The organism is Methylocystis rosea SV97 (assembly GCF_000372845.1).
GTDB classification, from domain to species: Bacteria; Pseudomonadota; Alphaproteobacteria; order Rhizobiales; family Beijerinckiaceae; genus Methylocystis; species Methylocystis rosea.
In genome coordinates, this window is the sequence record NZ_KB889963.1 from 3,006,646 (window position 1) to 3,027,782 (window position 21,137).

Consider the following 21,137-nt stretch of genomic DNA (forward strand, 5'->3'; position numbering starts at 1 on the left):
CAGGACGCCCCCTGCCCTGCCTTACGGCGCGCGGCGGCGCACCCATCCCGACTTTGCGGTCGGCTGAAAGAAGAACGTTCATCTGGCGAGATTATGGCGATAGGCTTCGGCCTGTCGCACTCACGCCTTCGTTATGCCCGCTGTCGAGTTCGAGCGCCAGGGCGCCCGCGCGCGCCGCAGCTTCAAGAAGCGCGAGATTGAGGCTATGGCCGCCGCGATAGGAGCGGAAGGCGCCTATGATCGGCGCCCCGGCCAGCGCCAGATCGCCGACGACGTCGAGCATCTTGTGGCGCACGCATTCGTCGGCGAATCGCTCCCTCTGCGAATTGATCGCGGCGCCCGCGTCAAAGACGAGCGTATTGTCGAGATTGGCGCCAAGCGCCAGACCTTCACGCCAAAGCCTTTCGGCATCGCGCAGGAATCCGAAGCTGCGAGCGCCGGCCAGTTCGCGCCGGAACGTCTCAGGCGTCAGATCAAGCGCCAGGCGTTGGCGGCCGACTGGACGGGGAAAGGCGATTTCCACATCCAGATGAAGGCCGAATTCCGCCGGCCGCAGCTCCGCCCAGCCGGCCCCGTCGGATACGCGCGCCGGAGTGACGACGCGCAACACGCGCCGAGGCGCAGTAAGCGCCACGACGCCGGCCTCGTCGATCGCCGAGACGAAGTCGCGGGCCGAGCCGTCCATCGCTGGAACCTCGTCGCCTTCCAGCAAAACCAGCGCATTGTCGATGCGAAGCGCCGCAAGCGCGGCCATCACATGCTCGACCGTGGACACGCTCGCGCCGTCGCCGGCGAGTTGTGTGCGCAATGTCGATGCATCGACGCGCGACCAATGCGCTTCGATATCGGCTCCGGCGACGCTGAAAACGATCCCAACGTCAGCGCCGGCCGGCGCGAGCGTCATGCTGGCGCGACGACCGCCATGCACGCCCTGGCCGGTTAACGTGAAGCTTCGTGCGAGCGTCTGCTGAACCGCTGGCGCGGCCGCGCTCCCGGGACGCGCAGCGCGGCGCGCGCGCAACGCAGGTCGGCGTGAATCCGAACGAATGGCGCAACCCTCCCCTAAAGCCCGGACGAACGATAGCAAATCCGGGCGCCGACGCTCCAGTCACGCTTTCTTACAGTTTGTTACAAAAGCGGCGGCCAAAATGAAAAGGCCCGCGCGAGGCGGGCCTTTTGCCGATTGTCGAGAATGTTTCAGTGGTTGGCCTGGCGACGCAGGAAGGCCGGGATCTCCAGATGATCCTCCTCGGACGGGCGCGGCTGCAGGGCGCGACGACCGTGCGAATCGAGCGCAGCATGTCCGCCGGCGCCGACCGGCGCCGGCGCGGCCGGTCGCTTGCCATATTCGGCGTGCGTCGCCGAAGGCTGGCCTGTGGGAGCCATTTGCGGGCGCGGGGCCGGCGCCGCGGGTCCGCCATGCATCGAATCTTCCTGACGGCTCGCCCCGAAGGAGGCGAGGCGCTCGAAGATCGATTTGCGTCGAGGATCGCCAGCGCCCATCTGCTGACGCAGCTGTTCCTGGATAGGCTGGGGAAAATCCTCGATCTGAGGCATGCGCGGCGCACGCGGCTGCTCGGGCGCCGGGGGGACATAGGCGACGGCCGGCGCTTCATGGCGCTCGGCTTCGTACCTCGGCTCGCCGTAGGCGAGACGAGGCGCCGCCGGCTCGAGGTAGACGCCATGCGCCGGCGCCTGCTCAGAATAATAGCCGGCATGGGCCTGCGGCTCTTCGCGATGACGCAGAACCGGCGCGGCCTCGACGGCCGGCGCCTGTTGGGCGCGCGCCTGCTGCAATTGGGCGCGCAGGCGCTCGGCGGCCTCGGCGAGACGCGATTCGCTCGTCGGATCATCGGCCGTGATGGCGGTCAGGTCGATGCCCGTCGCGACGACGGAGACGCGCACCACGCCCTCAAGCGACGAGTCGAATGTCGCGCCCAGAATGATGTTGGCGTCTTCGTCGACCTCCTGACGAATGCGGCTCGCCGCTTCGTCGACTTCGTAGAGGGTCAGATCGTGGCCGCCGGTGATCGAGATCAGCAGGCCGCGCGCGCCCTTCATCGACACTTCATCAAGCAGCGGATTGGCGATCGCGGCTTCCGCGGCAAGATTGGCGCGATTTTCGCCCGTGGCTTCGCCGGTGCCCATCATCGCCTTGCCCATGCCGCGCATGATCGAGCGGACGTCAGCAAAATCGAGATTGATGAGGCCTTCCTTGACCATCAAATCCGTAACCGACGCGACTCCCGAATAGAGAACCTGGTCAGCCATGGCGAAGGCGTCGGCGAAGGTCGTCTTCTCCGTGGCGATGCGGAAGAGATTCTGATTCGGGATGACGATCAGCGTATCGACGCATTTTTGCAGTTCGGAGATGCCCGATTCGGCGATGCGCAGACGACGCTGACCTTCAAAATGGAACGGCTTGGTGACGACGCCGACGGTGAGAATGCCCATTTCGCGCGCGATCTGCGCGATTACCGGCGCGGCGCCCGTGCCGGTGCCGCCGCCCATGCCGGCGGTGACGAAGCACATATGCGCGCCGGAGAGATGCTCGCGAATTTCTTCGCGCGCTTCTTCCGCGGCGGCGCGGCCGACTTCTGGCTGAGCGCCGGCGCCCAGTCCTTCCGTCACCTGCAGGCCCATTTGGATGATCCGCTCGGCCTGCGACGAGGCAAGCGCCTGGGCGTCAGTATTGGCGACAAGGAAATCGACGCCCGACAGACCAGAGGTGATCATATTATTGACGGCGTTGCAGCCGCCGCCGCCGACGCCGCAAACCATGATGCGGGGCTTCAATTCCCTGAGTTCGGGAGCTTTAAGGTTGATCGTCATCTGCCAGGCCTCTCACCAATGCGTTCACAACTCGGCGCCCGTTGTCCTTCGCCCTTGGACGCCCGGTCGCCGAACGCGTCGTCCTTGGCAATCATCCCCGGCGCGTCGAAGCGCGCGCCGGGTCGAAAGAATCACTTTCACGCGATACTAGAAGCTTTCTCTTAACCATCTCCCTACGCGCGAGATGTATCCGTCAGTTCCCGTCGCCGCGCGCTCGATCCGGCGCGGCTCGAAATATTCGTGCGCGGCGACTTGCGGATAAACGAGCAGCCCGGCCGCGGCCGCGAAGGCGGGGCTCTTGGAGGAATCCGGCAAGCCCTCGACGCCGATCGGACGTCCGACCCGAACCTGTCCGCCGAGAATGCGGCGCGCCGCCTCGGCGACGCCTGTGAGCTGGCTGGCGCCACCCGTCAGCACGATACGACGGCCAGGACCGCTCGGATGGCCAGCCTTCGCCAAGCGATCGCGCAGGAATTCCAGCGTTTCCTCTATTCGCGGGCGGATGATGCGCACGAGATGCGATTTAGGCGCATGCGCCTTGTGATCGCTCTCACCGACGTGATCGAAGGAAATGGTTTCGCGCTCGTCTGATGTCGAAGCGATCGCCGAGCCGTGAAAGGTCTTCAGCCGCTCCGCGTCGGAGAGCCGCGCATCGAGTCCGCGCGCGATGTCCATCGTGACGTGGGCGCCGCCAAGCGTGACGGCGTCAAGGTGAATCATCTCGCCTCTGGCGAAGACGGCTACGGATGTTGATCCGGCGCCCATGTCGATGACCACGACGCCCATCTCGGCCTCGTCCGGCTCGAGCGTGGAGAGTCCGGCGACGTAAGGCGCGGCGGCCATGGCTTCGACGCTGAGATGGCTGCGCTCGACGGCGACGAGAAGATTGCGGGCGGCGGCCTGATCGCAGGTCGCGACGTGGAGATCGACCGCGAGCTCTTCGCCGATCATGTCTTTAGGCTCTCGGATGCCGGACACGCCGTCGAGCGAAAAGCCTGTAGGCAGCGAGTGCACGGCGACGCGGCCGCGAGCGAGATGATGCGCGGCCGAAGCCTCGAGCACCCGATGAATATCGTGTTCGGCGACTTCACGGCCGCCAATGACGCGTTTCGCCTGAAAATGCTGCGAGGACAGTCGGCCGCCCGACGCCGTGACGATGACGCGCTCGACCTGCATGCCCGCCATGCGCTCGGCGGCGTCCACGGTTTGCCGGATCGCGGCGTCGGCGGCGTCCATGTCGACCACGAGGCCGTTCTTCACGCCCAGAGAGCGCTGATGGCCAATGCCAACGACGCGAACGCGATGCGTGCGCCAATCGCCGGGCGCGACCGCGCCAAGCGGGGTCAGCCGCGCGATCAGGCAGGCGATCTTCGACGTGCCGACGTCAAGCGCCGCGAACGTCGCGGAGCGACGCGGTGAGAGCGGCTTCATGCGCGGTGGGACACCAGGGGAAATCATGCAGCTAACCACCACTCTTGGTCGACTTGCGCGGCGCAAGCTGCGCTTCGCGCGCCTCAGCGGCCTCTTCCGTCAGCCTGACGCTGATGCGGTCGGGAATGCGCAAGTCGATGAACATGACGTCCTTGTCGAGGATCCGCGCCTCTCGCTGCAGCCGCGCGAGCGTCTCCAGCGCGCCGGATGGATCGATCTCCGGCAGTTTCACCGTGACGCCATTCGTCACCTCGAAGTTCCAGCGGCGTCCCGCGACGAGCACGCCCGCCTTGATGCGATGCGCAAGGTCGCCGGCCTTCGTCATCAGCATGAGAAATTCGAGCAGCCGCTTCTGCGCGCCCTCGCCGACGACGAACGGAAGACCGAGATAGCGCTGGTCGCGCAACTCATCGATCGGCACGCCGTCTTCGGAAATGACGGCGACGCGTCCGTCGCGCTGCCACAAGGCGCTTGGCTGCCGCTCTTCGATCGCGACGACCAGGCGATCGGGGTACAGCTTCATCACCCGCGCGGATTTGACGAGGGGGACCTGCATCAGCCGGTCGCGCACCGCCGTCGCATCGAGAAAGGGCAAGGAGTTTCGCGGCCCGACGCCTGCGGCCTCGAGAAGTTCGCGTTCGGTCAACCGCGACTGCCCGGTGATGGTGACGGCGGAAATCGGAAACCCGGCGGCGCGCGCCGCTATATCATATAGTTCGCCCTCACTTGCGACGAGCGCGGCGTAGCCGCCGTTCTCGACGAAGCCCGCCGCGCCGACGGCGGCGAAGAGCGCTAGCGTCGCCAGAGCGCCGACGCCGGGACGGCCCAGCAAGGCGAGGCGCGAAAGGAGACGTTCGCCACGGGTTCTTCGCGCCGTCGCGCGCGGAGCGACCGCCGCGGCGGCGGGAACGGCTGCCGGCGGCGGGGCGGTCGCAACGGCGGCCGCCGCCAAGGCGTATGGGACTTCTCCGGGAACGATGGGGACGAGCGAGTGCCGAGCCGAAAACGACTCTCTCAACGATCGCAGGATGCGTCTTCCACCATCCATCTGACCAACTCGCCGAATGAAAAACCTGCGTATGCCGCCATTTCTGGCACGAGCGAGGTCTCCGTCATTCCCGGCTGCGTGTTCACTTCCAATACGACGAGCTCGCCCGTACCTCCGGGGCGGTCGTCGTATCGGAAGTCCGCGCGGCTTACGCCGCGACAGCCGAGAGCTCGGTGAGCCTCAAGGGCCAAATGTTGGACCTCTTGGTAAATATTCTGTTTAAGATTTGCCGGAAGGACGTGTTTCGAGCCGCCCTTGGCGTATTTCGCGTGATAATCGTACCAGCCGCCGTCAGCAGCGAGGATTTCGATCACATCGAGCGCCTTGTCGTTCATGACAGCGCATGTGAGTTCGCGCCCGGCGATGAACTGCTCCGCGAGCATCATGTCGCCATGAGTCCAATCCTCGCGCCATAATTCCTGCGGGGGATGCTCTTGGCCCTCGCTGACGATGAAGACGCCGAAGGAGGAGCCTTCGGAGACGGGCTTCAGGACATAGGGAAGGGGCAGCGCGTGCGCTTTGGCGGCGTCCAGCCTGTGCAGAACGCGCCCTTTTGGCGTCGGAACGCCGGCGGCCGCCATCACCGTCTTCGCGATATCCTTTTTCATCGCCACCGAAGAGGCGAGCACGCCCGAGTGCGTATAGGGGATGCGCAGAAGCTCCAGCGCGCCCTGAATGCAGCCGTCCTCGCCAAACTTGCCATGGAGCGCGTTGAAGGCGACATCGGGTTTGAGCGCTGCAAGAATGTTTGCGACGTCATGCCCCGCATCGACGCGGGACACTTGAAATCCCTGCTCTTCGAGGGCTTTCGCGCAGGCTTCGCCCGAGCGCAAGGAAATTTCGCGTTCGGCGGAGAGTCCGCCCATCAGAACGGCGACGTGCTTGGTCATGTGCTCTCGACTTGAAAAATGCCAACTAAAGATCCGAATAGGCGGCTTCGTCGGCTTCCGAAGCCCATTCGGTGAATGTGGCGAAAGGACAGAGCGGGTCGCTTAACGCGCCTGACGCTCGCGAAACTCGATCTTCGACCGAAGGACTCTTCTTCGGTCCCTGCTCGTCGCCGCTTTTCGACGTCGCCGCCGTTTCAGCGGCGTCCGAGAAACGGTGCGATTTTATTCGAGGCGGCACGGCGGGAATCTCCTCAAGCGTCCACGCTAAGATCTCAGCAGCGACGACGCAATCTTCTCGCGCCATTCATCTCAAGCGACGCCTATACGCTTGATTTCCCAATGGAGTTCGACGCCGCTCGTCTCGCGCACGCGCCGGCGCACCTCTTCGCCAAGCGCCTCGATGTCGGCGGCGCTCGCGCGGCCGCGATTGATGAGAAAATTGCAGTGCATCTCGCTGACCTGCGCATCGCCGACGACGAGTCCGCGACAGCCGGCGGCGTCAATCAACCGCCACGCCTTTTCGCCATCAGGATTCTTGAAAGTCGAGCCGCCGGTCTTTTCCTTGATCGGCTGCGAGGCCTCCCGCGCCGCGGTAATGCGATCCATCTCGGCGATGATCGTCGCCGGATCGCCGGGCCGTCCCTGGTAAAGCGCCTGCGTGAAGATCACATCGTCGGGAGCGGAACAATGGCGATAGGCGTAGCCCATGTCGGCGACGCCAAAGACGCGGACGTCGCCGGCGCGGTCGACGCCGCGCGCTTCAATCAGCGCGTCCTTGGTCTCACCGCCATGCGCGCCGGCGTTCATGCGCAACGCGCCGCCGATCGCGCCGGGAATGCCGCGATAGAAGGCGAGTCCGTCAACGCCCGCTTCCGCCGCCGCGCGCGCGGCCTTCACGTCGGGAACCGCGGCGCCGACGCGCAGCCTGCAGCCGTCCTCGACGACGATCTCGCCAAAGCCCTTGGCCGAAAGCCGTATGACCACGCCTTCGACGCCGCCGTCGCGCACGATCAGATTGGAGCCAAGGCCGACGACGGTTACGGGAATCTCTCGCGGCAATCGCGCGAGGAAATAGGCGAGATCGGCTTCGTCGGCCGGCATGAACAGGATCTGCGCCGGCCCGCCGACGCGAAACCAGGTGTAAGGCGCGAGCGGCTCATGCGCCGTGATGCGCCCGCGCAATTGCGGCATCGCGGCCGTTATATCAGCGGAGATATCGGGGAAGGTCATGTGCGCCCAGCAGCTTGGTTGAGATCGCGCCGCGGCCATTTGGCGCCCTCTCGCGCGCGTCCTTTGAGGAAGGACAGAATCGTCGCCTGCGCGTTCCTAGATGTGAAAACCTTAAAAATCATGCCAAGTCCGTTGAATGCGAGCGGAAAATCTCACGCATAAGCGGGCCGAAAGGGGCGAGGGGACTTCGCGTTCAATATCGTCAGCTTACGGGCGCCCGGGCCGCATGACGAAAGCGCAGGATGATAACTTCGCTGGCAGTCAGGCGATAATCTATGAGATAGGGGTAAGGGGTCACGACGATGCGCCGCACAAGCGGATTACTTGTATCGCGCCCCGCAAGCGGATGTCCCTGCAAAAGCTCTGTTATCGTTTCGATGCGGGCGCGAAGGCGCCGCGCTCCCTGCGGCGAACGCGCCGCGACGTAAGCAAGCGCCGCGTCGATTTGCGCCGCGGCCCGCTTGGCATAGCGGAGCCGCATCACGCATATTTCGCCCAAAGCGCGCGTATGGACTCATCCGAAGCGAACTCGCCGCGCTCGGCCTCGGCCAAGGCCTCGGCAAGATCGCGCTCCTCCTCGGGGGTCAGTTGGATGGGGGCTGCCTCGTCTCCCGCAAGCAGCAGGAGCACTTGGGCGATCTCGTCCTGCGCCGCGTCCGGCAGGCGTCGCGCCTTCGCCACGGCCTCGTCAAGCAAGCGCGTCATGAGGTGTCTCCCTGCTTTGCGCAGTTCATAAGTATAAGCGGCATGAGGGGACTTCGAAAGCCCCTGCCGAAAGCCGCTCCGGCGGCGCGACGGCGATGGCGAAGCGAAGTTTTGATCGCGCCCTGTGACGGATTTGACGCGCGAATGTTGCGTGAATTGGCTGATGTCAATCAAGAAATGGATCGACACTCATAAACGGTAATGGGTTTTCGTGCTCTCTACGTCGTACCAGGAAAATCCAGTTTTGAAATGTCAGGGAAGGTCACGAGAGGCCCCCACCCCAACCCTACCCCGCTTCGCGGGAGAGGGAGCGAGCCATGCGTTTCGTCCAAGCCACGCGAACGCCGCTCGTTAGGGTCCCCTCTCCCGCGTTAGCTGGGGAAGGACAGTGAGGGGGCGAAACCAACGCCATCACCCCTGCCCCGCCGCGAGCTGCTCCGGCAGCGCATAGGCCCATTGCGTGATATTGCCGGCGCCAAGACACACGACATAATCGCCAGGCGCGACGATCTCGCGAACCATCGCCGCCAGCACTTCGGGAGAGGGCAGCCCCATCGCGCGGCGATGGCCGTGCGCCTTGATGGCGGACACGAGCGCGTCGCGATCCGCGCCCGCGATCGGCTGTTCGCCCGCCGGATAGACGTCGGCGATGATGACCACATCGGCGTCGTTGAAACAGGTGGCGAAAGCATCAAAAAGCGACTGCAGCCGCGAATAGCGATGCGGCTGCATCAGCGCGACGACCTTGCCCTTGGTGGAGGCGCGCGCCGCGCGCAGCACGGCGGCGATTTCGACCGGGTGATGGCCATAGTCGTCGAAAATCTGCACGCCGTTCCATTCGCCGGTCTTGGTGAAGCGCCGCTTCACGCCGCCAAAGCCGGCAAGAGCCTTGCGGATTTGTTCGGGTGAAAGGCCGAGCTGATTGGCGACGGCGATCGCCGCCGTCGCGTTCAACGCATTGTGATGGCCCGGCATCGGCAGGACGAGATTTTCGAGATAGATCGCCTGCGACGTCTTGCGGTCGCGCAGCAGCACGTTGAACTTCGACACGCCGCCCTCGAGATCGACGTCGAGCAGACGCACGTCGGCCTGCGGATTTTCGCCATAGGTGATGACGCGGCGGTCCTCGATGCGGCCGACGAGCTCCTGCACGGTCGGATGATCGAGGCACATCACCGCGAAGCCGTAGAAGGGAATATTCTCGACGAAGTTGCGGAAGGCTTCCTTGATGGCGTCGAATGTATGGAAATGGTCGAGATGTTCGGGATCGATATTGGTGACGATGGCGACGTCCGCCGGCAGTTTGAGAAACGTGCCGTCGCTTTCGTCGGCCTCCACCACCATCCAGTCGCCGGCGCCAAGACGCGCATTCGTGCCATAGGCGTTGATGATGCCGCCGTTGATAACGGTCGGATCGAGGCCGCCGGCGTCGAGCAGCGTCGCAACGAGCGAGGTCGTCGTCGTCTTGCCATGCGTGCCGGCGATGGCGACGCATTGCTTGAGGCGCATCAGCTCGGCCAGCATTTCGGCGCGACGCACGACCGGCAGACGTTTTTCACGCGCCAAGACAAGTTCGGGATTGTCGCGCTTGATTGCGGTCGAGACGACGACCACTGCAGCTTCGCCGAGGTTTTTCGCGTCATGTCCGATGCTGATCGTCGCGCCCTTTTCGACGAGACGCTTGACGTTGGCGTTCTCGGCCGCGTCAGATCCCTGCACCTTGTAGCCGAGATTGAGCAGCACTTCGGCGATTCCAGACATGCCGATGCCGCCGATGCCGACGAAGTGAATCGGGCCCAACTCTTTCGGCAGTTTCATTCCTAGCTCCGTTTCGTAGCGCCTATCCGCGCCACGTCGATGATCAGATCGGCGAGACGATCGGCGGCGTCGGCGACGCCGACGCTCTTTGCGGCTTCGGCGCGCGCGGAAAGCTGCGCCGGCGCATTGATGAGGTCACAAAGCCGCCGCGTCAAAAATTTCGGCGTGAAGTCGCTCTGGCGCACGGTTTCGGCGCCGCCCGCCGCTTCGAGAAAAGCGGCGTTCGCCGCCTGGTCCTGGTCGAGCGCATGCGGCAGCGGCACCAGCATCGCCGGACGCCCGATCACCGCAAGCTCCGAGACCGTCGACGCGCCGGCGCGGGTGATGACGAAATGCGCCGCCGCGAGCCGCGCGGGGAAATCAGCGAAAAAGGGCGCAATCTCGGCGCCGACCCCAGCGCCGGCGTAGATCGCCTCGACCCGCGCGATATCTTCAGGACGCGCCTGTTGAATGACGGAGATTTTCGCGCGCAGCGCGTCGGGCAGCGCCGCGACGGCGGCCGGCACGATGTCCGCCATGACGCGGGCGCCCTGAGAGCCGCCGGCGACGAGCAGCCGGAACATTCCATCGTCGAACGAAGGATAGGGCGACTTGGCGGCTTCGAGCACATTGGGACGTACCGGATTGCCGGTGACGATGACCTTGCTTTGCAGGGCTGCGGGCACGGCCAGAGTCGGCAGACCGGCGGCGATCCTGTCGACGCGGCCGGCGAGGAAGCGATTGGCCTTGCCCATGACGCCATTCGCTTCGTGCAAAGCGCTCGGCACGCCGAGATAGGACGCCGCAAGCAAGGGCGGGACGGTCGGGTAGCCGCCGAAACCGATCACCGCGGCCGGTTTGACATGGCGCAGCAGCGCGGCCGCCTGCGCCGTGCCGAGGGCGAGACGCGCAACCGCCTGAGCCTTGGCCAGCAGCGAGCCGCCCCGCGGCGTGCCGGCAGGGATCACATGCATGGCTCGCGCCGGAAAGGCGCCGCCGTAGCGCAGGGCGCGCTCCTCGGTGATGAGCTCCACCGCCAGCCCGCGGGCGGCGAGCGCATGCGCAAGCGCCTCGGCCGGAAAAAGATGGCCGCCGGTGCCGCCGGCGGCGAGGAGAATTGGCGAATCGATCATCCTAGGCTTTTATCACGCGGCGGCGGGCGCGCCCGTCGCGGCGAGCTCACTCAGCACACGGGACCGCGGCCGCTTACGCGTGACGGCGAGCAGGAAACCCATGCCGAGCGACAGTGAGATCAGCGAAGAGCCGCCATAGGAGACGAAGGGCAGCGTCATGCCCTTGGCGGGCATGAGATGCACGTTCACCGCCATATTGATGCAGCTCTGCAGGCCAAACAGCATCACGAGTCCCGCAGTCGCAAAACGACAGAAGGGATCGCTGTTGTGGGCTGCCGAGAACAACCCCCGCACCACGACGAAGGCGAAGAGCGCAGCAAGCGCGATGCAGACAAGAACGCCGAATTCCTCGCCGATGACCGCGAAGATGAAATCCGTGTGGGAGTCGGGCAGGATGCGCTTGATAACCCCTTCGCCTGGCCCCTTGCCGAACCAGGATCCGGCGATGAAGCTCTCCAGCGCCGTCTCCGACTGGAAATTCGCGGGCACGCCCGCGACCGGCGGCGGCGGCTCCAAGAAAGAATCGACGCGCGCATGAACATGCGGCACGAACTTATAGGCGAGCAGCGCCGAGACGCCGCCAAGCCCGCCCAATCCGACAACCCAGATCCAGTGCAAGCCAGCCATGAAAAACAGCGCCGCCCAGACAATCGAAATCAGCATCGTCTGGCCGTAGTCCGGCTGCATCATCAGCGGCACGATCGCGACCGGCAGGAGCAGAAGCGCGATCAGATTGCCTGGAACGTCCTTGCGACGCGCCCCTTCGGAGAAGGCCCAGGCGACGAGCACGACGAAGGCGGGCTTCAAAAATTCAGAGGGCTGAACGCCGAAGATCCATCGCTTCGCGCCCTTCACTTCCTGACCGTAGAAGATGGTGGCGAAGACGAGCGCAAGAGAGACGATGAAGATCACGAGCGCCAGTCGGCGCACGTGACGCGGCGAAAGAAAGGACGTCGCAATCATCAAGACGAGCGCCGGCAGAAGATACAGCACTTGCCGGTTGACGAAGTGGAAGGTCGGCAGATGCAGCCGCTCCGCGACGGGCGGGCTGCCGGCCATGGCGAAGACGAGGCCGGCGACGATCAGCAGCGCGAGGCTCGCGAGCAGCCAGCGATCCACTGTCCACGCCCAGTCGGAGAATAGCGTTCGTTCCGCGCGCGAGATCATGTCGCATCTCCTTTTCGCGCCGCGATCACGGCGGGAAGCCCTTCAACGACGCCGCGAAACGCATTGCCCCGCGCCTCGAAATTGGCGAACTGGTCATAGGAGGCGCAGGCCGGCGACAGCAGCACGACCGGCTCCGGCGCGCCTTCGGCAAGCGCGTCGAGCGCCGCGCGCGTCGTCGCGACGTCAAGCGTTCCGCAATGTTCGAACGGCAGCGCGCCTTCCAGCGTGCGCGCAAAATCGTCGGCGGCCTCGCCGATCAGATAGGCTTTGCGGATGCGCGAGAAATGCGGACGCAGCGCTTCGACGCCGCCCTCTTTCGATCGGCCGCCGAGAATCCAGTAGATATCGGTAAAGCTCACCAAAGCCTTTTCGGCCGCGTCGGCGTTGGTCGCCTTGGAATCATTGACAAAGATCGTGCGCTCGATGCGCCGAACTTCCTCCATCCGATGCGGCAGGCCGGGGAAGCTCAACAGGCCGCGCAGGATCTCATCGTCGTCCAATCCGCACTCCCACGCGGCGGCGGCGGCGAAGGCGGCGTTCTGCGCATTATGGGCGCCGCGAAGCGCGCGCGCGCCTTCGAGCGAACCGATCAGCTCGGCCTCCTCGGGCGGATGTCCCTGCTCGCGGAAATAGACGCTTCGATCCTCGACATAGAACCCCCAGTCGAGCGCGCGCTTCCCGGAGACCGGCACGACGCGCCGCTCGGGGGACTCGGCTTCGACGAGGCGCGCGCCGATCGCATGGCAATAGGCGTCGTCGACGCCGACCAGAGCCACTTCCGCCGCAGCGACGAGCCGCTCCTTGATCGCTGCGTAATTTTCGATTGTCCCGTGACGATCGATATGGTCCGGCGTGATGTTGATCAGCACGCCGATCGTCGGCGCCAGCGAGGGCGCGAGATCAATCTGGAACGACGAGCATTCGATAACGTGAATGCGCTCGTCGGACGGCGGCTCGAGGTCGAGAATCGGCACGCCGATGTTGCCGCCGAGCTGAACGTCGCGGCCGGCCTCGCGCAAGATATGCGCGATCAGCGCCGTGGTCGTCGATTTGCCGTTCGTGCCGGTGATGGCGATGAAGGGCGATCCCCCGGCGCGCGCTTCGCGTTCGCGGCAGAACAGTTCGACGTCGCCGATGATCTCGACTCCGGCGGCCGTCGCCGCCTGCACCGTCCAATGCGGCTCGGGATGGGTCAGCGGCACGCCGGGAGAGAGAACGAGCGCATCGAAGCCGCTCCAATCCGCCGCCGCGAGATCCTCGAGCGCAATGCCTTGCGCGACCGCCTTGAGGCGGCCAGCCTCGCCGTCATCCCAGGCAGCGACCTGCGCGCCGCCGGCGATCAGGGCGCGGGCCGTTGACAGGCCCGAACCGCCGAGGCCGAAAAGCGCGACGCGCTTGCCTTTGAACGTCTCGACCGGCGTCATCGTCACCTCAGCTTCAAGGTCGAGAGGCCCATCAGGGCCAGGACGAAGGCGATGATCCAGAAGCGGATGACGATCTGCGGCTCCTTCCACCCCTTCTGTTCAAAATGGTGATGGATCGGCGCCATCAGGAAGATGCGCTTGCCGGTCAGCTTGTAATAGACCACCTGGATGATGACTGACGCGCCTTCGATAACAAAAAGGCCGCCGACGATGACGAGCACGAACTCCTGCTTCACCGCCACCGCCACGGAGCCGACGAGCCCGCCCAGCGCCAGAGACCCGGTGTCGCCCATAAAAATTTGCGCCGGCGGCGCGTTGAACCACAGAAAGCCGAGCCCGGCGCCGATGAAGGCCGAGCAGACGATCGTCAATTCGCCAACGCCGGCCACGTAATTGACGCCGAGATAATTCGAAAAGATCGAATTGCCGACGAGATAGGCGAAAATCGCGAAGGCCCCGGCGGCGATCATCGACGGCACGATGGCGAGGCCGTCGAGACCATCGGTGAGATTGACGCAATTGCCTGCGGCGACCATGACGAAGGCGCCAAAAAGGATGAAGAGCGGACCCAGCGTCGCGACATAGCCCCGCACCATGGGGATGGCGAGCTTCGTCATGTTATCGCCGCCGGTCTCCATCAGCGCGTAGCAGGCCAGGCCGGCAATCATAAACTCAAGCGCCAATCGCATCTTGCCCGAGAAGCCGGCGTGCGACTGCTTGGTCACCTTGAGATAGTCGTCATAAAAGCCGATGAGGCCAAAGCTGACGGTGACGAAGAGCACGATCCACACATAGGCGTTGCGCAAATTCGCCCAGAGCAGCGTCGCCGCGACGAGTCCCGAGAGGATCATCAGGCCGCCCATCGTCGGCGTGCCTTTTTTGGTCACGAGATGCGACGCCGGTCCGTCCTCGCGGATCGGCTGGCCCTTGCCCTGCTTGATGCGCAACGCGGCGATCACGCCCGGTCCGAAGAAGAAGACGAAGAACAGCGCCGTCGCCGCCCCCATAGCGGCGCGAAAAGTGATGTAACGGAAGACGTTTAGCGGACTGTAAAGATAAGATAAGTCCGCAAGCAGCGTCAGCATCGTCTCTCCTCAGCTCGCCATCTCGGCGGCGAATGCGCTTTTCAAGGCCGAGACAATCCGCGCCATCCGCGAACCGTTGGAGCCTTTCACCATCACCACATCGCCGGGACGAACCGCTGCGAGAACGGCCTCTTCCAGCTCCAGCGGCGTCGCCCGATGCGCGGCGCGCATCGAATCAGGCACAGCGTAACTCAAGCGTGACATCAATGGCCCCGAGGTGAATAGCAGATCGACGTTCGCGCCAATGAGGTCCTGAGCGAGCTCCGCGTGCAGTTCGGCCGCCTGCGGCCCGAGCTCCAGCATGTCGCCGAACACGGCGATGCGTCGGCCTCCAGGTCCTGTGGCCGCGCCGCCGAGCAGCTGCAACGCCGCCCGCATGGAGGTCGGGTTGGCGTTGTAGCTTTCGTCGATAAGCGTAAACGCGCCGTCTGGCGTCACGATTTTCTCGCGCTGACCACGTCCGGAGGGCGGCGTGAATTCGCTGAAGGCCGCCGCAGCTTCCTCCAGATCCACGTCGAAAACGACGCCCACGAGCAGCGCCGCGAGCGCGTTCATGGCGATATGCTTGCCGGGGGCGCCGATGCGAAAGCGCAGTCGCCGCTCGAGAATTTCCGCCTCGACCAGCGCGCCTTCGCCGGCCGGCTCGTAAGACAGGAGCCGCGCATGCGCGCCTTCCGTCTCGCCGAAACCAAAGACATGGCTGGCGGTCGGGGCGGCCGCCGCGGCGAGGCGCTCGTAAAATCCATCGTCGCGGTTGATGATCGCGACGCCGCCATCGAGCGCGGAAAAGATTTCGGCCTTTGCGTCCGCAATCTTCTCGATTGATCCGAAATATTCGAGATGAACCGGCGCGATGCGAGTCACGACGGCGACGTGGGGGCGCACCTGAGCGACGAGCGCGGCGATCTCGCCCGCGTGATTCATGCCGAGTTCGAACACGCCAAAGCGCGACTCCACCGGCATGCGCGCAAGCGTCAACGGCACGCCCCAATGATTGTTGTAAGACGCCGCCGAGGCATGCGTTTCGCCGAAACGCGACAGCATCAGCCGGATCATGTCTTTCGTCGAGGTCTTGCCGACGGAGCCGGTGACGGCGGCGATAAAGGCGGCGCTTCGCTCGCGCGCCCGCGCACCCAGCGACTCGAGCGATTGTTGCACGTCTCTGACGACGAAAAGCGGCCCGGCGCCGGAAAGCTCAGTCGCATGCGCTTCGTCGATGACCGCGGCCGCCGCGCCTTTCTCAAACGCCATCCGCACGAAGTCGTGACCATCGCGCGTCTCGCCCTTAATGGCGATAAACAGATCGCCGGGCTGAAGGGTGCGGGTATCGATGGAAACGCCGGCGGCTTCGCGCGCAAGGCCGCCGCTCGCACGCGCGCGCAGCGCGCCGACCAGCGCCAATCCCGACCATAACGGCCTCTTGGTCATGGATGATTCTCCTTGAGCGCCTGCGCAATCGCCTCATGATCGGAGAAAGGCAAAACGCGGTCGCCGACGATCTGCCCGGTTTCATGGCCCTTTCCAGCCACGACGAGCGCATCGCCCGCTTCAAGCCCCGCGACGGCGTTGGCGATCGCCGCGCGCCGGTCTCCGATCTCGATGATGTGCGCCGCGCCGCTACGGGTTCCTTCGAGAATTTCTGCGCGAATGGCGGCGGCGTCCTCGCTGCGCGGATTGTCGTCCGTGACGATGGCGACATCCGCCGAGCGGGCGACGATGTCCCCCATCAGCGGGCGCTTGCCACGATCACGATCGCCGCCGCACCCGAAGACGACAATCAGGCGTTTTTTTGTCAGCGGCCGTAAAGTGGCGAGCACTTTCTCCAGCGCGTCGGGCTTATGCGCGTAATCTACGAAAATCGGCGCGCCGTTACGCTGACCGACGAGTTCGAGCCGCCCCGGCGCGCCCTTGAGCGCGTCGAGCGCCGCAAAGACCTGCCCCGGGTCATCGCCGCTTGCGATGGCCAACCCCGCGGCGACGAGCGCGTTCGAGACCTGGAAGGCGCCGGCAAGCGGCAGATTGACTTCATATTCGGCGCCCTTATGGCGGAGCCGCAGCGACGTCGCTAAGGCGGACGGCGTCGCCGAAAGGAGCTTTATCGTCTCTCCCTTCGAACCGACGCTCAAAATCGTGAGGCTCCTCGCGCGGCAGATTTCGATGACGCGGGACGCAACGTCGCTGTCGGCGTCGATCACCGCCGTCTGGCCGGGGTGCAGCAGCGTGTCGAAGAGCCGCATCTTCGCCGCGAAATACTCCTCCATGTCGGCGTGATGGTCGAGATGGTCGCGTGAGAAATTGGTGAAGCCCGCGACGTCGACGCGCATGCCGTCGAGCCGCCGCTGATCGATCCCCAGCGACGACGCCTCCATGGCGAGATGCGTCACGCCGCGTCCAGCCAGTTCGTCCAGCGTTCTGTGCAATTCGACGGGTCCGGGCGTCGTCAGCGCTCCATAATGCGCGCCGCGAGAATCGACGATTCCAACGGTGCCGAGCGACGCCGCCTCATGTCCAAGGGCAGCCCAGATCTGGCGCAAGAAGGCCACCACCGACGTCTTGCCGCTCGTTCCCGTAACCGCCGCGATCATCGACGGCTGCCGAGAAAAGAAGCGCGCCGCGGCAAGGGCCAGGGCGCGCCGAACGTCATCGACGACGACAAGCGGCAGCGGGCTGTCAGCTCTCCGCTGCGCGACGACGACGCAGGCGCCGCGCGACGTCGCGTCGGCGACATAGGACATGCCGTCCCCGGCGTGGCCCGGGATGGCAAAAAAAACGAAGCCGTCGCGCGTCATTCGACTGTCAGCCGTCAGGCCGGCGATCCTGAGCCCGCGCAAGGCGGGCTCAAGGTCTGGCGTCGCAAGCAGTTCCGAAAGCAGCATCAATGTCCTCCGCCGCCGCGGGCCGGAACATTGGCATAGCCATAACCCAATTTGGCGAGGAGCGGGAAAGGCTGGTGCGGCGGCTCGAAACGCGGCGCAAGGCCGAGAATCGGACCGACGCGCTCGATGATCTCGCCCGTGACATGTCCCGCGTTATAGGCCGCCGTCGCATAGCCGCCGGTTTCCGGCAAGCCCTGCGGTTCGTCCATGATGGTCAAGAACAGATATTTTGGCTTGTCGGACGGCGCGACGGCCATGAAAGTGTTAAACAGCCGGTTCTTCGAATAATGGCCGTTAACGACCTTTTCCGCGGTGCCGGTTTTGCCGCCGACGAAATAGCCAGGGACGTTCACCTTCCGCGCCGTGCCGATTTCGGCGTTGAGACGCATGAGATAGCGCATCGCCTCGCTCGTTTCCGGCTTCACGACGCGTTCGGCGCCCGCCTTCGCTTCCTCCTCACTGCGCTTGATGAAGGTCGGCGTAATCAGGTAGCCGCCATTCATCAGCGCGCCGACGGCCATCATCGCCTGGAGCGGCGCCACCGCAAGGCCATGACCGAAAGCGATGGTCATGGTGTTCAACTCGCCCCAATTTTTCGGCACGATGGGTTCGGCGCTTTCCGGCAGTTCAGTGCGCATGCGCGTAAGCTGCCCCATCTTGCGCAAAAACGCCTTGTGCCGCTCCACGCCCTGCCCCATCGCCATGCGCGCGGTGCCGACATTGGAGGAATAGGTGAAGACCTCCGGCAGAGTGAGCGCGCGATTTTGCGCGTGATAGTCATGGATCTTGAAGCGCCCGAAAGAAAGCACGCCGCGCGCGTCGAGCCGTGAATTCAGATTGACCTTGCCGGAGTCGAGCGCCATCGCGATGGTCAGCGCCTTGAAGGTCGAGCCCATCTCATAAACGCCGACGCTCATGCGGTTGATTTGGACAGGATCGAGCGCTTCCGTCGGCTTGTTCGGATCGTAGTCGGGAAGCGATGCGAGCGCGATGACCTCTCCGGTGTTGACGTCCAAGATCGCCGCGGCGCCTGCCTTCGCCTTAAAGTGGGTTACGCCCTTTTCGAGTTCGTCGCGCAACGCATGCGTGACCCGAATGTCGAGCGAAAGCGACACGGGCTTGAGTTCCTCTGGCGTCACGCCGAAGCCGGCGCCGTGCAAATCGGCGAGGCCCTGCCCGTCGATGTATTTCTCGATGCCGGCGATGCCCTGATTGTCCACATTGGCGAAGCCGAGCACATGCGCGCCGATCGGTCCGTTGGGATAAACGCGCTTATTTTCGGCGATCAGTCCGACGCCCGGCAGTCCGAGATGGAAGACTTCGTCGCGCTGATGCGTCGTCACCTCGCGCTTCACCCAAACGAAGCCTTTCTTGGAGCCGAGCCGCTCGCGCAAATCGCGGGCGTCGAGGCCAGGCAAAACCGCGGTCAAGAGCTCGGTCGCTTCGTCCTTGTCGATGATGCGGCGCGGCTCGGCGAACACCGACATCACCTTGACGTCGCTTGCGAGCGCCTCGCCGTTGCGATCGATAATGTCCGGACGGGACGCCGCGACCGCCTCCGCCGCGGCGCGCCGCGACGTCGCCGCCTCCGGCTTAAATGCGAGATAGACGAGCTTGATCGAAATCACCGCGTAGAGCGCGAGAAAGGCCAGCGCCGCGAGCCGCATGCGCGACGCGCTCAGCGCGAGACTCGTCGAAAACAGCGCGCGCAGCATCGCGCGTATCTTGCCTTTCGGCGGCGGCGAATGTTGCGTGTCGAGCATTGTCTGCGTCATGGCTTGCGTCGCTGTTGGCTTTGTCCCTGCGCTTTGGGCGTGGTCGTCGGCGCGCTGCCGGGGACGGGCGGCGTCGCGGGCATGCTCAAGCCGAGCGCGTCAAGCTTATTGCCGATGGAGTCGACGCGCGGCGATCTCTCGGGAAGCGATTGCGCGGCGACGATCTGCGTCGCTTCAAGCTGTTTCATGCCGGGCAGATAAGCGTCGGCGAGCTGCTGAATGCGCTCAGGCCGCGTCATATAAGCCCATTCCGCGCGCAGCACCGCAATCGCGTCGCGCTCCTGCCTGATCTCGATCTTGGTCTTTGCGATCTGCTCGGCGCGATAGCTCGTCTGATATTTGATCGAATAGGCGTAAACCGCCGAACCGACGAGCACGAGAACCGCAACGATATTGAGGAGCCGCAGCATTAGGCTTTTCCCTTGTCGCGATCGGGCAGGCGAGCGAGACGCGCGAGCCTTTCGTCGAGCGGATACGACGCCGCCGCCGTGCGCGTCGCGTAGCGCAGTTTGGCCGAACGCGCGCGCGGATTGGCCGCCGTCTCGGCGGGCGCAGGCGTCACCGGTTGGCGGCCTTCGCAAACGAAGCTTGGCGGCGGCGGCGCGGGTTCGCCCGGCAGACGGCGGGAACCGGTTTCGCCGCGACCACAGCGCTCGGAGAGAAACTGCTTGACGATGCGATCCTCAAGCGAGTGGAACGTCACGACGACAAGACGACCGCCTTCGGCGAGAAGCCGTTCCGCGCTAAGCAGTCCCTTCAGCAATTCCTGAAGCTCGTCGTTGACGGCGATGCGCAGCGCCTGAAAGCTTTTGGTCGCCGGGTGAATGTCGCTGGCGCGGTTGGGAGCGACGCGCGCGATCATTTCGGCCAGCGCTCTTGTCGTTGTGAAAGGCGCAATCTCACGGTCGTGGACGATGGCGCGCGCGATACGCCGCGCGGCGCGCTCCTCGCCGTAGAAATACAGGATGTCGGCGAGCGTCTCCGCATCCGCTTCATTGACGATGTCGGCGGCGCTGCGCCCACGCTCCTCCATGCGCATGTCGAGCGGACCTTCGGCGCGAAAGGAAAACCCGCGCGCGGATTGGTCGAACTGCATCGACGAGACGCCAATATCGAAGACGACGCCGTCGAGCGGGGCGAAGCCTTGCGCTTGCGCGATGTCCTCGAGCTGAGAAAAGCGCGCTTCAATAAGCGTCAACCGTCCGCTCATCTCGTCGACAAGCGTCTGACCGGCCTTCACCGCCGTCTGATCTCGGTCGAAGGCGAGCACGCGCGTTTCCGGCTGCGCCATTATGGCGCGCGTATAGCCGCCGGCGCCGAAGGTGGCGTCGATATAGCGGCCCCCGCGATGGATGCCGAGGCCGGCGATCGCCTCATCGCGCAGCACCGGAATATGCGTCCCAGCGGACGTCATTATCATGCTCCTCACCAGGCGGCGCGCGACGCGAGAGGGTCGGCGGCGCGATCCTCTGCGCCCGATGAGCGCTGGCTCGTCGAGACGACTCAATTGCGGCTGGGCGGTTTTGATCGACATGGTACCGCGAGGCGTCGGAAGCAGGCTGGTCGCCACGCGCCGATCGGCAACCGGCCTTATTAGGCTTTTTTATCGTTAAGGGAGCGTTTACGGTGGTGCGAATTTGGCGGCCTCAAGGCCGCGCAAAAAGAATGACGCAAAGCGCCTGATCCGGCCGACGCCGCTTTTTCGCGAAAGCTATCTCGACCGCTATCTCCTCTACGAGATACC

19 protein-coding genes are annotated in these 21,137 nt (G+C 64.7%); all 19 read right to left on the reverse strand.

The annotated features are described in order from the left end of the window. Window positions 1-91: 91 nt before the first annotated feature. A complete protein-coding gene (gene lpxC / locus A3OO_RS0115915) occupies window positions 92-1,021 on the reverse strand; it encodes a UDP-3-O-acyl-N-acetylglucosamine deacetylase (protein WP_018408836.1) in 930 nt (309 codons plus the stop codon). Window positions 1,022-1,197: 176 nt separating this feature from the next. Beyond that, window positions 1,198-2,832 carry a cell division protein FtsZ gene (gene ftsZ / locus A3OO_RS0115920; RefSeq protein ID WP_018408837.1) on the reverse strand — a complete coding sequence of 545 codons (1,635 nt, stop codon included), beginning with the start codon at window positions 2,830-2,832 and terminating at the stop codon, window positions 1,198-1,200. Between the two features lie 147 nt (window positions 2,833-2,979). Next, entirely contained in the window at window positions 2,980-4,263 is a 1,284-nt protein-coding gene (ftsA, locus tag A3OO_RS0115925) for a cell division protein FtsA (RefSeq protein WP_018408838.1), read from the reverse strand. Window positions 4,264-4,294: 31 nt separating this feature from the next. Then, entirely contained in the window at window positions 4,295-5,215 is a 921-nt protein-coding gene (locus A3OO_RS0115930) for a cell division protein FtsQ/DivIB (protein ID WP_018408839.1), read from the reverse strand. A gap of 62 nt (window positions 5,216-5,277) precedes the next feature. Further along, complete coding sequence (locus A3OO_RS0115935) at window positions 5,278-6,201, reverse strand: D-alanine--D-alanine ligase (RefSeq protein ID WP_018408840.1); 924 nt, start codon at window positions 6,199-6,201, stop codon at window positions 5,278-5,280. 25 nt (window positions 6,202-6,226) lie between these two features. Further along, window positions 6,227-6,505, reverse strand: coding sequence for a hypothetical protein (locus A3OO_RS0115940; protein WP_018408841.1), 279 nt, complete (start codon window positions 6,503-6,505; stop codon window positions 6,227-6,229). A gap of 5 nt (window positions 6,506-6,510) precedes the next feature. After that, window positions 6,511-7,431 (reverse strand): UDP-N-acetylmuramate dehydrogenase, encoded by a 921-nt coding sequence (murB, locus tag A3OO_RS0115945; protein ID WP_018408842.1) that lies wholly within the window; start codon window positions 7,429-7,431, stop codon window positions 6,511-6,513. A gap of 202 nt (window positions 7,432-7,633) precedes the next feature. After that, window positions 7,634-7,912: a type II toxin-antitoxin system RelE/ParE family toxin gene (locus tag A3OO_RS0115955; RefSeq protein ID WP_018408843.1), complete on the reverse strand. Its 279-nt coding sequence runs from the start codon at window positions 7,910-7,912 to the stop codon at window positions 7,634-7,636. Continuing rightward, entirely contained in the window at window positions 7,912-8,136 is a 225-nt protein-coding gene (locus A3OO_RS0115960; protein WP_026223054.1) for a hypothetical protein, read from the reverse strand. Before A3OO_RS0115960 ends, A3OO_RS0115955 begins: the two co-directional genes overlap by 1 nt. Before the next feature lie 411 nt (window positions 8,137-8,547). Continuing rightward, the gene (gene murC, locus A3OO_RS0115965) at window positions 8,548-9,954 is read right to left on the reverse strand and encodes a UDP-N-acetylmuramate--L-alanine ligase (RefSeq protein WP_018408845.1); all 1,407 of its coding nucleotides are present in this window, start codon (window positions 9,952-9,954) and stop codon (window positions 8,548-8,550) included. Between the two features lie 2 nt (window positions 9,955-9,956). Then, window positions 9,957-11,066 carry an undecaprenyldiphospho-muramoylpentapeptide beta-N-acetylglucosaminyltransferase gene (gene murG / locus A3OO_RS0115970; RefSeq protein ID WP_018408846.1) on the reverse strand — a complete coding sequence of 370 codons (1,110 nt, stop codon included), beginning with the start codon at window positions 11,064-11,066 and terminating at the stop codon, window positions 9,957-9,959. A 12-nt stretch (window positions 11,067-11,078) separates the two neighbouring features. Further along, window positions 11,079-12,233: an FtsW/RodA/SpoVE family cell cycle protein gene (locus tag A3OO_RS0115975; protein WP_018408847.1), complete on the reverse strand. Its 1,155-nt coding sequence runs from the start codon at window positions 12,231-12,233 to the stop codon at window positions 11,079-11,081. Continuing rightward, the gene (gene murD / locus A3OO_RS0115980) at window positions 12,230-13,657 is read right to left on the reverse strand and encodes a UDP-N-acetylmuramoyl-L-alanine--D-glutamate ligase (protein ID WP_026223055.1); all 1,428 of its coding nucleotides are present in this window, start codon (window positions 13,655-13,657) and stop codon (window positions 12,230-12,232) included. Before murD ends, A3OO_RS0115975 begins: the two co-directional genes overlap by 4 nt. A 2-nt stretch (window positions 13,658-13,659) precedes the next feature. Further along, complete coding sequence (gene mraY, locus A3OO_RS0115985; RefSeq protein ID WP_018408849.1) at window positions 13,660-14,742, reverse strand: phospho-N-acetylmuramoyl-pentapeptide-transferase; 1,083 nt, start codon at window positions 14,740-14,742, stop codon at window positions 13,660-13,662. A gap of 9 nt (window positions 14,743-14,751) precedes the next feature. Continuing rightward, window positions 14,752-16,170, reverse strand: a complete 1,419-nt coding sequence (locus A3OO_RS0115990) for a UDP-N-acetylmuramoylalanyl-D-glutamyl-2,6-diaminopimelate--D-alanyl-D-alanine ligase (protein ID WP_018408850.1) — start codon at window positions 16,168-16,170, stop codon at window positions 14,752-14,754. After that, a complete protein-coding gene (locus A3OO_RS0115995) occupies window positions 16,167-17,618 on the reverse strand; it encodes a UDP-N-acetylmuramoyl-L-alanyl-D-glutamate--2,6-diaminopimelate ligase (protein WP_018408851.1) in 1,452 nt (483 codons plus the stop codon). Before A3OO_RS0115995 ends, A3OO_RS0115990 begins: the two co-directional genes overlap by 4 nt. Beyond that, entirely contained in the window at window positions 17,618-19,393 is a 1,776-nt protein-coding gene (locus A3OO_RS0116000; protein WP_018408852.1) for a peptidoglycan D,D-transpeptidase FtsI family protein, read from the reverse strand. The genes A3OO_RS0115995 and A3OO_RS0116000 overlap by 1 nt, the downstream gene beginning before the upstream one ends. After that, on the reverse strand, window positions 19,390-19,803 hold the full coding sequence (ftsL, locus tag A3OO_RS0116005) for a cell division protein FtsL (RefSeq protein ID WP_018408853.1): 414 nt from the start codon (window positions 19,801-19,803) through the stop codon (window positions 19,390-19,392). Before ftsL ends, A3OO_RS0116000 begins: the two co-directional genes overlap by 4 nt. Then, entirely contained in the window at window positions 19,803-20,807 is a 1,005-nt protein-coding gene (rsmH, locus tag A3OO_RS0116010; protein WP_156824843.1) for a 16S rRNA (cytosine(1402)-N(4))-methyltransferase RsmH, read from the reverse strand. Before rsmH ends, ftsL begins: the two co-directional genes overlap by 1 nt. Between the last annotated feature and the right edge of the window lie 330 nt (window positions 20,808-21,137).

Excerpts from the sequence above, each read along its gene's own strand:
- ftsZ (WP_018408837.1), bottom strand. The coding sequence starts at position 2,832 with ATGACGATCAACCTTAAAGCTCCCGAACTCAGGGAATTGAAGCCCCGC.
- ftsA (WP_018408838.1), bottom strand. The coding sequence starts at position 4,263 with ATGAAGCCGCTCTCACCGCGTCGCTCCGCGACGTTCGCGGCGCTTGAC.
- A3OO_RS0115935 (WP_018408840.1), bottom strand. The coding sequence starts at position 6,201 with ATGACCAAGCACGTCGCCGTTCTGATGGGCGGACTCTCCGCCGAACGC.
- A3OO_RS0115940 (WP_018408841.1), bottom strand. The coding sequence starts at position 6,505 with ATGGCGCGAGAAGATTGCGTCGTCGCTGCTGAGATCTTAGCGTGGACG.
- murB (WP_018408842.1), bottom strand. The coding sequence starts at position 7,431 with ATGACCTTCCCCGATATCTCCGCTGATATAACGGCCGCGATGCCGCAA.
- A3OO_RS0115955 (WP_018408843.1), bottom strand. The coding sequence starts at position 7,912 with ATGCGGCTCCGCTATGCCAAGCGGGCCGCGGCGCAAATCGACGCGGCG.
- A3OO_RS0115960 (WP_026223054.1), bottom strand. The coding sequence starts at position 8,136 with ATGACGCGCTTGCTTGACGAGGCCGTGGCGAAGGCGCGACGCCTGCCG.
- murC (WP_018408845.1), bottom strand. The coding sequence starts at position 9,954 with ATGAAACTGCCGAAAGAGTTGGGCCCGATTCACTTCGTCGGCATCGGC.
- murG (WP_018408846.1), bottom strand. The coding sequence starts at position 11,066 with ATGATCGATTCGCCAATTCTCCTCGCCGCCGGCGGCACCGGCGGCCAT.
- A3OO_RS0115975 (WP_018408847.1), bottom strand. The coding sequence starts at position 12,233 with ATGATCTCGCGCGCGGAACGAACGCTATTCTCCGACTGGGCGTGGACA.
- murD (WP_026223055.1), bottom strand. The coding sequence starts at position 13,657 with ATGACGCCGGTCGAGACGTTCAAAGGCAAGCGCGTCGCGCTTTTCGGC.
- mraY (WP_018408849.1), bottom strand. The coding sequence starts at position 14,742 with ATGCTGACGCTGCTTGCGGACTTATCTTATCTTTACAGTCCGCTAAAC.
- A3OO_RS0115990 (WP_018408850.1), bottom strand. The coding sequence starts at position 16,170 with ATGACCAAGAGGCCGTTATGGTCGGGATTGGCGCTGGTCGGCGCGCTG.
- A3OO_RS0115995 (WP_018408851.1), bottom strand. The coding sequence starts at position 17,618 with ATGCTGCTTTCGGAACTGCTTGCGACGCCAGACCTTGAGCCCGCCTTG.
- A3OO_RS0116000 (WP_018408852.1), bottom strand. The coding sequence starts at position 19,393 with ATGACGCAGACAATGCTCGACACGCAACATTCGCCGCCGCCGAAAGGC.
- ftsL (WP_018408853.1), bottom strand. The coding sequence starts at position 19,803 with ATGCTGCGGCTCCTCAATATCGTTGCGGTTCTCGTGCTCGTCGGTTCG.
- rsmH (WP_156824843.1), bottom strand. The coding sequence starts at position 20,807 with ATGACGTCCGCTGGGACGCATATTCCGGTGCTGCGCGATGAGGCGATC.